The following is a 14,213-nucleotide window of genomic DNA, read 5'->3' as shown; positions in this document are numbered from 1 at the left end:
TGGCTTCCGCCGCCCTCAGGCGCCGGAACAGTCAATGGCTGCGCTCCACGGCGAAGACGCTGAAGTCGTGCAGCCGCGCCTTGACCGGACTTTCCGGGAAGAGGGCGAGGGCGGCCAGGGCCTGGCGGCTGTAGGTGAGGGCCTGCCCACGGGCATAATCCACGCCGCCCCGCTCCACGGCGAAACGCACCACGCGCTTGAGATCCCCCAGACGGGGCCGGGCCACCAGGCGCTTCATTTCGCGCACCTCGGAGGCCTCGCTGCGGGAGAAGGCGTGGATGAGAGGCAGGGTGATCTTGCGCTCCTTGAGGTCTCCCCCCACCGGTTTGCCGATGAGCGCCTCCTTGCCCGTGTAGTCGAGCAGGTCGTCCTGGATCTGGAAGGCCACGCCCAGCGCCTCGCCGAAGGCGCGCAGGGCCGCCGTCTGCTCCTCCCCGGCCTCGTTGGACAGGCCGCCCAGCACGCAGGAGGCCGCCACCAGGGCCCCGGTCTTGTTGGCGACCATGCGGTAGTAGGTCTCCTCGTCCATGTCCAGGTTTTTCGAGCGGGCGGCCTGGTCCAGTTCCCCCTTGGCCAGCCGGCGGGCGGTGCGGGCCAGGACCTCGAAGACGCGCGCGTCGCCGCACTCCAGCATGGCGAGCAGGCTGCTGGCCAGCAGGTAGTCGCCAAAGAGCACGCTGACCTTGTTCCCGAAAATGGCGTTGAGGCTGGGCATGCCCCGCCGCTTGTCGCTGTTGTCCACCACGTCGTCGTGGAGCAGGGTGGCGTTGTGCAGCAGCTCCACCACCACCGCGGCGAAATGGGTGCGTTCGTTGCTCTCGCCCAGGAGCCGGGCCGACAGGTAGGTGAGGGTGGGGCGCAGCAGCTTGCCGCGCCGCGGCGTGAGAAAGCGGATGACCTGGTCGACGATGGGCGTCTTGCCCGTTTTGATCCACTCGTCGTAGCGGCGACGGAACTCGGCCAATTCGGGCTGGACCAGCTCCTGCACCTGGTCAAGGCGGATCATGCCGGCGCCGTCAACTTGAGAAAGCGCCGCTTGCCCACTTTCAGGACCAGGTCCGCCGCCGGCGCCAGGACCAGGCCCTCATCGACCACCCGCACACCGTCCAGGCAGACCGCCCCCTGCCGCACCAGTTTGCGCGCCTCGCCCTTGCTCGCCGCCAGTCCGGCCTCCACCATCAGATCGATCAGGGGTGTGGCCGCCGCCAGGGGGCGCTCCGCCAAGTCGTCGGGCAGGCCGCCCTGGCGGAACATGGCGTCGAACTCCGCTTCGGCGGCGCGGGCCTGCTCCTCGTCGTGGTAGAGGCGGACCAGCTCCCGGCCCAGCCGCCGCTTGTGCCGGCTGGGATTCTCTCCCGCCAGGAGCGCCGCCCCGATGGCGTCCAGCTCGGCGACGGGCAGGTCGGTGGCCAGGCGGAACCAGCGCAGGATCAACTCGTCGGGGATGCTCATGGTGCGGCCGAAGATGTCGCGCGGGCTGTCGCAGACGCCCACGTAGTTGCCCAGCGACTTGGACATCTTCTGCTGGCCGTCCGTCCCCTCGAGGATGGGCATGGTGAGGATGACCTGCGCCTCCTGGCCATAAGCCTCCTGCAGGGAGCGGCCCACCAGCAGGTTGAAGGTCTGGTCGGTGCCGCCCAGTTCCACGTCGGCGGCCAGGGCCACGCTGTCGTATCCCTGGATCAGCGGATAGAGCATCTCCATCATGGTGATGGGACTCTGCTCCGTGTAGCGGCGGCGGAAGTCCTCCCGCTCCAGCAGCCGGGCCACCGTGTAGCGGCTGGTCAGGCGCAGGAAATCGTCGATGGCCATGGGGGCGAACCACTCGCTGTTGAAGCGGATGACGGTGCGCTCCGGGTCCAACAGCTTGAAGATCTGGGTCTTGTAGGTCTCGGCGTTGGCCAGCACCTCCTCGCGGGAGAGGGCCTTGCGCGTCTTGGACTTGCCGCTGGGGTCGCCGATCATGCCGGTGAAATCCCCGATGAGGAAGACGACGGTGTGGCCCAGGCGTTGGAAGGTGCGCAGCTTGTTGATGACCACGGCGTGGCCGATGTGGAGATCCGGCGCCGAGGGGTCGGCCCCGAACTTGATGATCAGTGGCCGCCCGCTGGCCTGCGAGCGCTCCAGCTTCCGCTCCAGCTCCGCCTCGGGCAGGATCTCCGCGGCGCCGCTGCGGATCTCCTCAAGTTGCGTGGCGACGGGGGGGAAGGCTGTGCTCACCGCTGGTTCCTTTCCTTCATGATGCGCTTCAGGTCACGTTCCACTTCCCGCTTGGCGATGTCCGTGCGCTTGTCGGCCTGCCGCTTGCCCGCCACCAGGGCCAGGCGGCACTTGACCAGGTGCTTCTTCCAGTAGAGGGCCAGGGGCACCAGGGTGCGGCCCTCGCCCTCCACCTCGCGGGCGATCTTGCGGATCTCGGAGGCGTGCAGCAGCAGCTTGCGCATGCGCGTCTCGTCATGGGCGCCCACCGTCCCCTTGGCATAGGGAGAGATGTGCATGCCCATCACAAAGATCTCTCCATCCACGACCCGGGCCCAGGCTTCCTTGAGGCTGGCGTGGCCTTCCCGGCAGGACTTCACCTCCGTGCCGCAGAGGGCGATGCCCGCCTCCCAGGTCTGCAGGATCTGGTAGTCATGCCGGGCCTTGCGGTTCTGGGCGATGTACCGGGGCTCCTCCGCGGGCTTCTTCTTGGTCATGGGGCGGGCGGCTTCTCTTATTTGGGCGCCGGACGGCCGTAGGCCTCGGCAATGCGGGAGGTCAGTTCCCGGTAATCCGCCGCCTCGACCAACGGCACCTTGGCGGGGGCGGTCAGCTTGGTGAAGAACTGGTCCTTGTTGCCGCCCGCCAGGACGAGCACCTGGGTGGACTGCGGCACAACCGGCGTGATGAAGGGATCGGAGAGGGGGCCGCGGCGGGCTTCCCGCCCCACATGCAGGCAAAGGATGGGCAATTTCGCGGCGCGGGCCCGGGCGATCAGCCCCTTGATGCGGGCCAGCTCCACGTCGGTGGCGTTCTTGGCCTGGCCCAAGCCTTTTGAGCTGCCGCCCACCACCAGGACGAGGGATTGGGCGCCGGCGAGGGAATCCGCCGTAAGGGTGGAGCTGGCGCGGGCCTGGCTCACGCCGGCCTTGGTGAAGAGCTGGCGGGCCAGGAGCAGATCGCTGCTCTGGCCGGCGCAGGTGATGAGCACGGGCTCGCGGAAGGGTGGCGGGGCGGCCGGGGCTGCGATGGGCGCGCCCAGCATCCAGCACATGAGGGCGATGATCAACAGGCGCATGGGGATTCCGTGCTTGTGAGAGTTGTCAAAGGCTTGCGAAGATAGGAAAAGCGTCCGCCCCCCGCCCCACTGGCCCTCCCCTGAGGCCAGACTGGCGGCACCGCGAGTCCTTCCGCCGATCAAGCCGATTGTTCAGCTCATGACAGTGATTGAATGAGCTTTCGCCTGTTTTGCCCGATGTTCATACAAATTTTAATCAGTCTAAACTCATATCAACAGGCATGGAGTCAAGCGGGGCGGTTCATGGGGAAGATGTTTCGGCCAGGGCCAGGACGTGGCCCCAGGGGTCCAGCGCATAACCGGCCCGGTCGCCCCAGGGCCGCGCGGCCACGGGATCGAGCAGGCGGGCGCCCGCCGCCAGGGCGCGGGTAAGCCAGGCCTCGGCGTCATCCACGGCCAGATAAAGCTCGGCGCGGAGGGGGGCGGGGGGCGCTTGCGGGGCATCGCCCCGGAAGCAGACGGCCAGCGCCGGCAAGAGGCGGCGGATGCCTGCTTCCGGCATCAGCCCCAGGAGCAGGCCGCCGGGCAGTTCGAACTCCGTCATGCCCGGCACGTGCAACACGGGCGGCGCTGCCAGCAGGGCCTCGTAGAAACGGCGTGCCGCCTCCTGTTCCGGCACGTAGAGGATGACCATGGAACGGCTCATGCCAGCAGCTCCCGATAGATGGCCAGGGTCCGCTGCGCCATGCCGCGCGGGCTGAAGTTCTCCCGCACCCAGGGCGGACCCGCCGCGCCCAGTGACAGGCGCAGCTCCCCGTCGTCCAGCAGCCGCGCCAGGCCTTCGGCCAGGGCTGGTCCGTCATCGGGCGCCACCAGCCAGCCCGTGCGGCCGTGCAGCACGCCCTCGGGGATCCCCCCCGCCCTCGTGGCCAGGACGGGCAGGCCCAGGGCCTGGGCGAGCAGGGCCACGCTGCCCAGCCCCTCCTCGCGCGAGGGCATGGTGAAGAGGTCGAGGCCGCCCAGCCACTCGGCTGGCCGCGCCGGCAGCGGATGGAAGCGGACCACGGCCCCCAGACCCAGGCGGTGGACCATGGCGCGCAGTTCCGCCTCCTCGGTGCCATCGCCCGCCAGATGCAGGACCAGGCCGGGATGGACCGGCAGCACCGCCGGCAGGGCGGCCAGCAGCAGATCAAGCCCCTTGTGGCGGCGGAAATGCCCCAGGAAGCCCAGGGCGGGTCGGCCCTCCAGGCGCGCCTGCACGGCGGGGAATTCCGGCCAGTCGGCGCTGCTGTGGACGCAGGCCAGGCGGGGCCGGCCGCCCGCGCCCAGACCGGCCTGCGCCAGACGGCGACGAATCTCCTCCGAGACGCAGATGACGGCGTCGGCGCGCTTCAGGCGGTTCAGTCCGGCCGGAGCGGGCTGGTCGGGAATGCGGCGGTGGGCCACCCGGCGGGCCGGGCCGGCGGCGAGGAAGGCCAGGGTGGAGCGTCCGGTGTGGGCATGGAGCACATTGCAGGATGGGCGGAGAGCGGGCAGGAGAAGAGGCAGCAGGCCCCAGAGGGCGCGCGGCAGGAGGCGCAGCCGCGCGGGCGGCAGCAGGGTGGCGAGGCGCTCGGCGAGGGGACTGCCTGCGCAGACGAGGGCGTGGTTCTCGACGCCCAGCCGCTCCAGCTCCCGGATGAGCAGCCAGGTCTGCCCCTCGCCGCCACCCCAGCGGCTCTGGTCGTTGACGTGGAGGATGCGCGGCTCAGCCATCGGCCCGTCCGGAGCGCCCGTCCAGCCAGGCTTCCCACAACTTGGCCTGTTTGAGCAGGACGTAGACGGCCGCCACGGCGCTCAGCACGAAGCCACGCCGGCCCATGAGGAAGCCGCCTTCCCACAGATACATGCGGCAGAACTTCCAGGGAGGATCAAGCACCAGCTTGAGCAGCGAGGGCCGTCGCCCTGCCTGCCGCTGCTCGCGGGCCAGCTGGCTGGTGTAGCGGTTGATCTTCTCCAGGTGGTGCTCGAGGTCGCGATAAGGCCAATGCAGCAGCCGCGTGCGCAGGGACACGACCACCAGCTCCTCGCCCGCCACCGCGTCGTGGACCCAGCTGCCGGCGAAGCGGGCCCGCGTGCGGTTGAAGAGCCGCGTGGCGCCATCCCGCCGCCAGCCCGTCCAGTCCACCCAAGCGCCCAGGTGCCAGTTGCGGCGGCGCAACCGACCCGCCCGCTCCGGCCGCGACCAGTCCCAGGCCGCCAGCTCCTCCGCCAGGCCCTCCGCCAGCGCCTCGTCGGCGTCCAGGGAGAGGAGCCAGTCATGGGCGGCGGCCGCCACGGCCACGTTCTTCTGCCGGACATGGGATTCAAACTCATGGACGAGGAGACGGGCACCGGCCGCCTCCGCCGCGCGGCGCGTCCCCTCCGTGTGGCGCGCATCCAGCACGACGAGCAACTCGGCGCAATGGGGACGCAGGCTGGCCAGGCAGGCGGTCAGGCGCTCCTCCTCGTCGCGGGCGATGACGATGCCGCTCAGGGGCGGCCGCGCGGTTCCGGAACCGGCCACCTCAGACCTCTCCCGCCTTCAGGCTCAGGCGGAGGGCCTTGCGCCGCTCGTTCTCGTCCAACAGGGACTTGCGCATGCGCAGGCTCTCGGGTGTCACCTCGAGGAACTCGTCATCCGCCAGGAATTCAAGGCATTCCTCCAGGCTCATCAGCAGCGGCGGCGTGATGCGCATCGCCCGGTCGGTGCCGCTGGCCCGCATGTTGGTCAGCTTCTTGCCCTTCTGCACGTTGACGACGATGTCGTCCTCGCGGCAGTGCTCGCCGATCACCTGCCCCATGTAGACCCGGTCGCCGGGCGCGACGAAAAAGCGCCCCCTGTCCTGCAAGGCGTCCAGGGAATAGGCCACCGCCTCCCCCTCCCCCATGGAGACGATGCTGCCCGACTGGCGGCCGGGAATGCTGCCCTTGAAGAACTCATACTGCAGGAAGCGGTGGTAGAGGACGATCTCGCCCCCCGTGGCCCGCAGCATGCGGCTGCGGAACCCGATCAGGCCGCGGCTGGGCATGTGGAACTCCAGCTTGGTGCGCAGCTCCCCCGGGTCCATCTTCAGCATCTCGCCCCGCCGCTGCGCCACCGTCTCGATCACCTGGCCCACATGGGCGTTGGACACGTCGACGGTCAGCACCTCCACCGGCTCGGCTTTCTTGCCGTTGATCTCTTTGTAGATGACGCGGGGCTGGCCCACCATGAACTCGTAGCCCTCCCGCCGCATGGTCTCCATCAGGATGGAGAGGTGGAGGATGCCCCGCCCGCTCACCTTGAAGCTGTCAACCTGGGCCGTGTCCTCCACCCGGAGGGCCATGTCGCGCTCCGTCTCCTTGCGCAGGCGCTCCCGCACCTGGCGGCTGGTGACGAGGCGGCCCTCCTGGCCGTAAAAGGGACTGGTGTTGACCATGAAGGTCATGGACAGGGTGGGTTCGTCCATGGCGATGATGGGGAGCGGTTCCGGCTCCTGGAGGTCCGCCACCGTGTCCCCGATGTCCACGCCCTCGAGGCCGATGAGGGCGCAGATCTCCCCACAGCCGGCCCGCGGGATCTCGCGCCGGCCCAGGTTGTCGAAAACGAGGAGCTGTTTGATCTGGCGGGTCTGCCGGCTGCCGTCCCGCTTGAGCAGGGCGATGGTCTCCCCGTTCGATACAGCGCCGCGGAAAATGCGGCCGATGCCGATGCGGCCCACGTAATCGCTGTAGTCCAAGGCCGTGATGAGCAGCTGGAGCGGTCCCTCGACCACTTCGGGGGCGGGTATCTCGTCGCGGATGCAGTCAAGCAGCGGATCAAGTCCGGTCCGCGGATCCCCCAGCCGGCGCACGGCCCAGCCCTGGCGGCCGGCGGCGAAGACGACCGGGAAATCCAGTTGGCGGTCGTCGGCGCCCAGTTCAAGGAATAGCTCGAAGATCTCGTCCACCACCTCGAGCGGCCGCGCGTTGTCGCGGTCCATCTTGTTGACGACGACGATGGGTTTGAGATGGAGCTGCAGGGCCTTCTGCAGCACGAAGCGGGTCTGGGGCATGGGTCCTTCGAAGGCGTCCACCAGCAGCAGCACACCGTCCGCCATCTTGAGCACGCGCTCCACCTCGCCCCCGAAATCGGCGTGGCCGGGCGTGTCGATCAGGTTGATGCGCACGTCCCGCCACTCCACGGCCAGGTTCTTGCTGACGATGGTGATGCCCCGCTCGCGCTCCAGGTCGTTGGAGTCCATCAACCGCTCGCGAACCACCTGGTTGTCGCGGAAGACATGGCAATGCTTGAGGATCTCGTCCACCAGGGTGGTCTTGCCGTGGTCGACGTGGGCGATGATGGCGACGTTGCGCAGCGACATGGAGTCCTTTCGGGTGTTTTCCGTGCCAAGGTAGAAAAGACGGGGGCGGCATCGGGGGTACATGGACAGCCGGCCCGAGGGAGGCCATCCGGCGCGACGGCACCTGGCAGGACACCGCCTGTCGCCGGGGCTCGCCCTGCGCCGCGCCCTGGCCGAGCGGCTGGTCCTGCGCAAGCTGCGGATGGCGGCGGGCGGCCCCAAGAAACTGCTCGTCTCGGGGGGAGCGCCGCTCGATCCCGTCATCGAGGATTTCATCCTGGCGGCCGGCCTGCCCATCTGCCAGGGCTACGGCCTGACCGCGACCAGCCCCATCGTCACCTGCAACCGTCCCGGCGAATTCCGCACGGGGATGTGGGCCGGCTGGACGAGGACGGCTACCTGCTCATCACCGACCGCATCAAGGATCTCATCATCACCAGCCAGGGGAAGAACATCGCCCCCCAGCGCATCGAGTCCATCCTCGCCCGCGACGCCTTCATCGAGCAGGCGGCCACCGTGGGCGACGGGCGCAAGTGCGTGACGGCCCTCATCGTGCCGGTCTTCGCCCGGCTGGAGGCCTTCGCCCGCGAGCATGGCCTCGCCCGGGAGAGTCGCGAGCACCTGCTGCGCCTGCCCGAGATCCTCGACCTGTTGCGCCGCAGCATCGAAGAGCAAACCGGCGAGCTGGCCCGCCACGAAATGGTGTGGCGCTTCGCCCTGCTCCCCGACCTCTTCAGCGAGGCGGCCGGCGAGATCACGCCCACCCTCAAGCTGCGTCGCCGGGTGATCCAGGACCGTTACCGTGAGCAGATCGACGGCATGTGCCGTCCCCTTGACGAGGCGATGGACTCCCTGGGCTCGCCCCCGCGGCAGCGGGAGGCTTGAGCCAAGACGGGGTGGCCGGGCGAGGATCGGTTCTGGAACAGCAGGTGGAAGGAAGGATCAGCCGCGCCTGCGCCGGCCGGGCGCGGGCTGCTCCGCTTGGCGACGCTCCGCCTCGCGGACCTCCTCCTGGAGGGCGGCCAGGTCGGGGGCGGCGGCTTCGCGGGCGAGCAGGGCCTTGAGGGCGGCGGCGGCCTGGGTCGGATAGCCCTGCTCCAGATAAAGGCGGATGAGGCGACGGGTCATCATGCTGCGCGGATCGAAGAGGTCCCCGGCGCGGGCGCCCACCCGCCGGCCGGGATCATCGGGCAGGCCGCGGGGCAGGGTCAAGGGCCGGCCCAGGCTCTCGAGGCGTTCGGCCTGCTCCTGTAGCGCCCGCTCGCGGCCGGCCGGGACGGGGGGCGGCTCCCCCTGCTCCAGGTCCTCCCCGTCATCCTCGTCGGCCGGGGACTCGCCCTCCTCCCCCGCCACCGTTTCCGAACTAGCCGCTTCAACCGGCACTTCCGCCCCGGCCGCCGTCGCTGCCACCGGGACGACCGGCTCCGCCGACGCTTCAGCGCTCTCCGCCTCGGGGTCCAGCGCCGAACCCTCCGCCGACTGGCCCTGTCTCCTTTCGTGGTCGTCCAGCAGGCGGCGGAACATGGCCTCGCGCCGGGCGGCCTCCGTGGCCGTGGGACGCAAGGCCTGCTCGTACTCGGGGACGCGGCGCAAGCCGGCCTGCTCCAGCTCCAGGTTGAGCCGGGGGCTGAACTGGTCCAGCTCCCAGACCTGCTGCAGCAGCTCGAGGTAGCGCAGGGAGTCCTCCCGCGCCGCCGCCAGACGCTGGGTCCAGCCGGCGTGGATGCCTGGCGCCGAGCGGCAGACCTGCTCGCGCAGCTCCTCGGCGCGCCGCTCCTCACCGCCCTGGGCGGCCAACTCGGCCGCCACCAGCTGGGCGCTGGAATAGCCCGCCAGGTCGGCCGTGCCTTTGCGGAGCAGGGCGGCGGCCTCCCGCGAACGGCCCGCGGCCAGCATCAGATCGGCCAGGCGGGCATGCAGCCAGGGATGGCGCGGCAGCTCCCGCCGCAGCTGGCGCACCTGCGCCTCCAGATGGCGGCGGCGCTCCGTCACCAGTCCGCCACCAGCTGCTGGTTGATCGCCTCGACCAGGCGTTTGGCCGCCTCGGCAATGGCCTCGGCGCGGGTGGGCGTGCCGCTGGGATCGTAAGTGGCCCACTCGGAAAAATCCTTGCGCCACAGGGAGCGATCCTCGACGCGATCCCAGAACTCGGCCTGGAGGCGGATGGTCAGCCGCACGAGGGAGGTCTGCTCGTCCTGGCTGTAGGCGAAGGCGGACTCGCCGATCTGCATGAAGACGAGGTCCAGGCGGCTGTCGGCGTTGGCCTCGTCCGTCACCTTGAGCAAGCCGTCGCGCAGGAAGCGGGCCAGCACCAGCTCGTTCAGTTCCTCGGCCACGCCGAACTCCGCCGTCTGGTTGGCGATGGGGGGGATGGCCACCGTGCGCAAGTGGGGCGGCAGCGTCCCCTTGAAGGAATAGCTGCACGAGCAAACCAGCAGCAGCAGGATCAGCGCCGCCGCGCGTGGGGCCTTCCCTCTCACAGGCCGTGCTTCCTGATCTTGCGGTATAGGGTCCGTTCGCTGATGCCCAGGCTGTGGGCGGCCCGCAGCCGATTGCCGCCGTGTTCGGCCAGCACCTCGCGGATGTGGTCGCGCTCCAGCTCGTCCACGCTCATGGCCGCCAGGTTGAACTGCTCCCCCACCTGGCGTTGCTGCTCCAGCTGTTCGCGCTGGAGGGCCTTGATCTCGGCCAGCTCCCTCTGCAGGTAGAAGAACATCTGCTGCAGCAGCTCCAGGCTGATCTGCGGACGCTCCTCCTCGACCGGCCGCAACACGGGCAGGTGGGGACTGCTCCCCTCCTCAAGCAGGCGGGAGCGCAGCAGCCCCGCCGCGATGGTGCGGCCGCCCGCCAGGATGACGAGGGACTCCACCAGGTTCTTCAGTTCGCGGACGTTGCCCTGCCAGTAGTGCCCGCTGAGCAGGTCCATCGCCTCCTCGGAGAACTCCGCCGTGGGCAGGCCATTGGCCCGGCAGAAGCGGTCGGCGAAGTGGCGGGCCAGCTCGGGGATGTCCTCGCGGCGCTCCCGCAGCGGGGGCAACTGAACGGTGATCGCCTTCAGGCGGAAGAAGAGGTCCTGACGGAAGCGGCCGCGGGTCGACTCGCGGGCCAGGTCGCGATTGGTGGCCGCCACCACCCGCACATTGACGCGGATGACGGCCTGGCCCCCCACCCGCATGAACTCCCCCGTCTCCAGCACGCGCAGGATCTTGACCTGGGTGAAGAGGGGCATCTCGCCGATCTCGTCAAGGAAGATGGTGCCGCCGTCGGCCAGCTCGAACATGCCCTTGCGCTGCCGGTCGGCTCCCGTGAAGGAGCCCTTCTCATGGCCGAAGATCTCGGACTCGAAGATGCCCTCGGGAATGGCGCCGCAATTGACCGTGATGAGCGGTCCGGCGGCGCGCCGGCTGTTCTCGTGGATGGCCCGCGCCACCAGCTCCTTGCCGGTGCCGGACTCTCCCGTCACCAGGACGGAGAGCTCGGTGGGGGCCACCTGGCGGATGAGTGCCGCCACCTGCTGCATGGCCGGCCCGCTGCCCGCCATGCCCACGCTGGCCAATCCCTCAAGCATGCCGTCCGGCCACTTCGGATCGCACACGGAACCAGGCCGCCGTGCGGGCGATGCCCTCGGCGAAGTCCACCCGCGGCTCCCAGCCCAGCAGCTCGCGTGTGGCCTGCCATTCCAGGCAGCTGGTGCGCTGCTCGCCCGCCAGGGCGGGGCCATGGGGCGCCTCGTGGCGGCTGCCCAGGGCCTCGGCCAGCCGCTCATAGAGCCGGTTGACGTCCGTCTCCACGCCGGTGCCCACATTGGCCGCGCCGCCGCAATCGGCGCCCAGGGCCAGCACGTTGGCCCGCGCCACGTCCTCCACGAAGACATAGTCGCGGGTCTGGGTGCCGTCCCCGTTGATGTGCAGCGGCAGGTGCTTGAGCAGGCGGCGGGCGAAGATGGCGACGACGCCCGCCTCCCCGTTGGGATTCTGGCGCGGACCGTAGACGTTGCCATAGCGCAGGGCGAAGGTGGAGAGGCCCTGTACCTCCCGGTAATAGTAGAGGTACTTCTCCACGGCGAACTTGGTGATGCCGTAGGGGCTGATCGGCTTGCATTCCGCCCCCACCGGGGTGGGACGGTGGTCGGTGTCGCCGTAGATGGCGCCGCCCGTGGAGCTGAAGACAAAGCGCCGCACCCCCGTGCGCCGCGCGGCCTCCAGCAGGTTGAGCGTCCCCAGGATGTTGACGCCGGCGTCGAAGACGGGGTTCTCCACGCTCTTGCGCACGTCGATCTGGGCCGCGCAATGCAGGATGGCCTCGAAGCGCCATTCGGCCATGGCTTGCAGCACGGCCTCGTCGGTGATGCCCAGGCGCAGGACCTCGGCCTCCGGGTTGAGGTTCTCCTCGCGTCCGGTGCTGAAGTCGTCCAGCACCACGACCTGGTGGCCGTCGGCCAGCAGCAGGTCCACTGTGGTCGAGCCGATGAAACCGGCCCCGCCCGTCACCAGGATTCTCACGCGCCGATGTCCTTTCGATAGTGGCAGCCCGCGAAGCGAACACAGGCCGCAGCGGCCAGTGCCCGTTGGCGGGCGGTGGCGGCGTCGCGCCCCAGGGCGGTCAGGCCCAGCACCCGCCCGCCGGCGCTGACCAGCCGTCCCGCCTCGTCCAGGGCCGTGCCCGCGTGAAAGACAAGCAGGTCCCACTCGCCGCACAGGTTCTCAAGACCCGTGATGAGATCGCCGCGGCGCGCTGGCCCCGGGTAGCCCTCGGCCGCCAGCACCACGCAGGCGGCCCTCAAGGTTCCGACCATGGGGGGCTCACGTGCCGGCAGACGTCCGCCGCATGCGAGGTCCCAGGCCAACTGCAGCAGGTCGATTTCGAGCAGGGGCAACAGGGCCTGGGTCTCGGGGTCGCCCAGGCGGCAGTTGAATTCAATCACGCACGGGCCGCCCTCCGTCAGCATGAGGCCCAGGTAGAGGATGCCGCGATAGGCTCGGCCTTCGCCGGCCATGCCGGCCAGGACAGGATCCAGGATCTCTCGCCGCACGCGATCGAGCAAGGCCGGTGTGGCCAGGGGGCTGGGGGCAATGGCGCCCATCCCACCCGTATTGGGCCCCGTGTCGCCCTCGCCCAGCCGCTTGTGGTCACGGGCGCTGCCCAGGATCCAAGCCCTCTGCCCGTCGCAGAGGGCGAAGACGGACAGTTCGGGCCCGCTCATGCGTTGCTCGATCACCACCGTGGCGCCGGCCTCGCCGAAGGCCCCCTCCCCCAGCATGGCGCGCAGGGCGGCACGGGCCTCTTCGTCGCTGGTGGGCAGCACCACGCCTTTGCCCGCCGCCAGACCGCTGGCCTTGATCACCACCGGCCAGGGTGCCTGCTCAAGGAAGGCCAGCGCCTCCGCCAGGTCGGTGAAGGAGGCATGGGCGGCGGTGGGCACCTGATGGCGGGCCATGAAGGCCTTGGCCCAGGCTTTGGAACCCTCCAGCTCGGCGGCGGCGCGGGAGGGGCCGAAGACAGGCACGCCGGCCGCGCTCAATGCGTCGCCCACCCCGGCGACCAGGGGCTGCTCGGGGCCGATGAAGACCAGATCCACCTGGCGCGCCCGACAAAAGGCGATGACTGCCTCGGCGTCCAGCATGTCCAGCCCGGGCACGCACTCGACCCTGGGTCCCATGCCGGGATTGCCGGGCGCGGCGAACAGTTTCGCTAGAAGTGGACTGCGGGCGAAGGCCCAAGCCAGCGCCGCCTCCCGCCCGCCGCCGCCCAGGAGCAGGACGCGCCTGGCCATGATCAGGCTTCCCATCCCTGCTTTTTGAAGTAGCGGGCGGGCGAGGCGAGGAAGCTCTCCCAATCCTCGTGCTGGCGCAGGCGGGGATAGAGGTCCTTGCCGGCCAGGATCTCGACCCCCTCGTCCAGCCAGGCCCGCGCCTTCCGGTTTTTCTGCATGGCGCGTGCCAGCCAGATGTAGGCGTCGCGCATTTCCTCGAGGGCGTCATGGATCATGCCCCGCTCGAAGGCGAGGACGTGGGGCTCCAGGCTGTAGCGGCGGTCCATGAAATCAAGGATGCGCTTCGCCTCGTTGGTGGCCGTCCGCTTGAGCAGCATCTGCAGATAAAGCACAGTCGTGTGCTTCATGGTGCGCCAGTCCCGGCGGGTGCGGGTGGAGTCGTCCACCTTGAAGGGGCGGAAAAAGGCCTCGCGCGCCGCCTCGTACATGCCCTTGCGCTCCGCCAGGATCAACTCGATCAGGCAGACCTGCCAATGGTCCTTCAGATCCCGGTAGGGTTCCAGGTCCTTCTGCACAACGGAAGGCTTCTCCTTGAGCGCCCGCGCCTCCAGGGCCGGTCCCGCCTGCTTCTCCCACAGCGCCAGCCGCTTCTTCATCTCGGCGGTGTCGGGGTGCTCGGGCTTGCCGTGCTTGAGCGCCCAGGTCCACCAGCCCTTCTGGGCGGCATCCGTTGCGGTCAGCATCATCTGGTTCGTCCTCCCCTTTCGAATCGTATGTCCGTGCTCATTGGCCGCTTTCGCGGCGGCGCGCCTGGAGGCGCTTCATTGCCCGCGCCGCGTCGCCCCGTCCCCGCGCCTTCAGCTGCAGCCGCGTCTCGCCCTGGCGGACCACCCCGCCCGCCGGGACGGCGCCCGCCGGCACGGCGCCCGCCGGCACGGCG

At 69.7% G+C, this 14,213-nt stretch carries 15 protein-coding genes; 1 reads left to right on the top strand and 14 read right to left on the bottom strand.

Going from position 1 to position 14,213, the window contains the following annotated elements; translation table 11 throughout:
- Window positions 1-31 precede the first annotated feature (31 nt).
- The 8 genes from Q8O14_02445 to typA form a co-directional block, all read right to left on the bottom strand.
- Window positions 32-1,006 (bottom strand): polyprenyl synthetase family protein, encoded by a 975-nt coding sequence (locus Q8O14_02445; GenBank protein ID MDP2359603.1) that lies wholly within the window; start codon window positions 1,004-1,006, stop codon window positions 32-34.
- On the bottom strand, window positions 1,003-2,220 hold the full coding sequence (gene tyrS / locus Q8O14_02440; GenBank protein MDP2359602.1) for a tyrosine--tRNA ligase: 1,218 nt from the start codon (window positions 2,218-2,220) through the stop codon (window positions 1,003-1,005). The genes Q8O14_02445 and tyrS overlap by 4 nt, the downstream gene beginning before the upstream one ends.
- Window positions 2,217-2,696: an SsrA-binding protein SmpB gene (smpB, locus tag Q8O14_02435; GenBank protein ID MDP2359601.1), complete on the bottom strand. Its 480-nt coding sequence runs from the start codon at window positions 2,694-2,696 to the stop codon at window positions 2,217-2,219. The genes tyrS and smpB overlap by 4 nt, the downstream gene beginning before the upstream one ends.
- 17 nt (window positions 2,697-2,713) lie before the next feature.
- Window positions 2,714-3,277, bottom strand: a complete 564-nt coding sequence (locus tag Q8O14_02430) for a DUF6305 family protein (GenBank protein ID MDP2359600.1) — start codon at window positions 3,275-3,277, stop codon at window positions 2,714-2,716.
- 241 nt (window positions 3,278-3,518) lie between these two features.
- Entirely contained in the window at window positions 3,519-3,923 is a 405-nt protein-coding gene (locus tag Q8O14_02425; GenBank protein ID MDP2359599.1) for a VOC family protein, read from the bottom strand.
- Window positions 3,920-4,972, bottom strand: a complete 1,053-nt coding sequence (locus Q8O14_02420; GenBank protein ID MDP2359598.1) for a glycosyltransferase family 4 protein — start codon at window positions 4,970-4,972, stop codon at window positions 3,920-3,922. The genes Q8O14_02425 and Q8O14_02420 overlap by 4 nt, the downstream gene beginning before the upstream one ends.
- A complete protein-coding gene (locus Q8O14_02415; GenBank protein MDP2359597.1) occupies window positions 4,965-5,762 on the bottom strand; it encodes a glycosyltransferase family 2 protein in 798 nt (265 codons plus the stop codon). The genes Q8O14_02420 and Q8O14_02415 overlap by 8 nt, the downstream gene beginning before the upstream one ends.
- A gap of 1 nt (window position 5,763) precedes the next feature.
- The gene (typA, locus tag Q8O14_02410; GenBank protein ID MDP2359596.1) at window positions 5,764-7,581 is read right to left on the bottom strand and encodes a translational GTPase TypA; all 1,818 of its coding nucleotides are present in this window, start codon (window positions 7,579-7,581) and stop codon (window positions 5,764-5,766) included.
- A 351-nt stretch (window positions 7,582-7,932) separates the two neighbouring features.
- On the opposite strand from typA, the gene Q8O14_02405 reads away from it, so the two are divergent.
- On the top strand, window positions 7,933-8,445 hold the full coding sequence (locus tag Q8O14_02405; GenBank protein MDP2359595.1) for a hypothetical protein: 513 nt from the start codon (window positions 7,933-7,935) through the stop codon (window positions 8,443-8,445).
- Between the two features lie 57 nt (window positions 8,446-8,502).
- Here the strand turns inward: Q8O14_02405 and Q8O14_02400 are convergent, their stop codons facing one another.
- Genes Q8O14_02400 through Q8O14_02375 form a run of 6 tightly spaced genes read right to left on the bottom strand, consistent with a single transcriptional unit; the run spans window position 8,503 to window position 14,019 of the window.
- Window positions 8,503-9,552, bottom strand: coding sequence for a hypothetical protein (locus Q8O14_02400; GenBank protein MDP2359594.1), 1,050 nt, complete (start codon window positions 9,550-9,552; stop codon window positions 8,503-8,505).
- Window positions 9,549-10,040, bottom strand: a complete 492-nt coding sequence (locus Q8O14_02395; GenBank protein MDP2359593.1) for an LptE family protein — start codon at window positions 10,038-10,040, stop codon at window positions 9,549-9,551. Before Q8O14_02395 ends, Q8O14_02400 begins: the two co-directional genes overlap by 4 nt.
- Window positions 10,037-11,128 (bottom strand): sigma-54 dependent transcriptional regulator, encoded by a 1,092-nt coding sequence (locus Q8O14_02390; protein ID MDP2359592.1) that lies wholly within the window; start codon window positions 11,126-11,128, stop codon window positions 10,037-10,039. Before Q8O14_02390 ends, Q8O14_02395 begins: the two co-directional genes overlap by 4 nt.
- Window positions 11,121-12,062, bottom strand: a complete 942-nt coding sequence (locus Q8O14_02385; protein ID MDP2359591.1) for an NAD-dependent epimerase/dehydratase family protein — start codon at window positions 12,060-12,062, stop codon at window positions 11,121-11,123. The genes Q8O14_02390 and Q8O14_02385 overlap by 8 nt, the downstream gene beginning before the upstream one ends.
- Window positions 12,059-13,333: a phosphoribosylamine--glycine ligase gene (gene purD, locus Q8O14_02380; protein MDP2359590.1), complete on the bottom strand. Its 1,275-nt coding sequence runs from the start codon at window positions 13,331-13,333 to the stop codon at window positions 12,059-12,061. The genes Q8O14_02385 and purD overlap by 4 nt, the downstream gene beginning before the upstream one ends.
- A 2-nt stretch (window positions 13,334-13,335) precedes the next feature.
- A complete protein-coding gene (locus Q8O14_02375) occupies window positions 13,336-14,019 on the bottom strand; it encodes a hypothetical protein (protein ID MDP2359589.1) in 684 nt (227 codons plus the stop codon).
- Between the last annotated feature and the right edge of the window lie 194 nt (window positions 14,020-14,213).

It is taken from the genome of bacterium, from assembly GCA_030685015.1.
Classification (GTDB): Bacteria; CAIWAD01; CAIWAD01; order CAIWAD01; family CAIWAD01; genus CAIWAD01.
This window is presented reverse-complemented; position numbering and strand designations above follow the sequence as displayed.

Coding starts and splice junctions, on each gene's coding strand:
- Q8O14_02445 (MDP2359603.1), bottom strand. CDS start 1,006: ATGATCCGCCTTGACCAGGTGCAGGAGCTGGTCCAGCCCGAATTGGCC.
- smpB (MDP2359601.1), bottom strand. CDS start 2,696: ATGACCAAGAAGAAGCCCGCGGAGGAGCCCCGGTACATCGCCCAGAAC.
- Q8O14_02430 (MDP2359600.1), bottom strand. CDS start 3,277: ATGCGCCTGTTGATCATCGCCCTCATGTGCTGGATGCTGGGCGCGCCC.
- Q8O14_02425 (MDP2359599.1), bottom strand. CDS start 3,923: ATGAGCCGTTCCATGGTCATCCTCTACGTGCCGGAACAGGAGGCGGCA.
- Q8O14_02420 (MDP2359598.1), bottom strand. CDS start 4,972: ATGGCTGAGCCGCGCATCCTCCACGTCAACGACCAGAGCCGCTGGGGT.
- typA (MDP2359596.1), bottom strand. CDS start 7,581: ATGTCGCTGCGCAACGTCGCCATCATCGCCCACGTCGACCACGGCAAG.
- Q8O14_02390 (MDP2359592.1), bottom strand. CDS start 11,128: ATGCTTGAGGGATTGGCCAGCGTGGGCATGGCGGGCAGCGGGCCGGCC.
- purD (MDP2359590.1), bottom strand. CDS start 13,333: ATGGCCAGGCGCGTCCTGCTCCTGGGCGGCGGCGGGCGGGAGGCGGCG.
- Q8O14_02375 (MDP2359589.1), bottom strand. CDS start 14,019: ATGATGCTGACCGCAACGGATGCCGCCCAGAAGGGCTGGTGGACCTGG.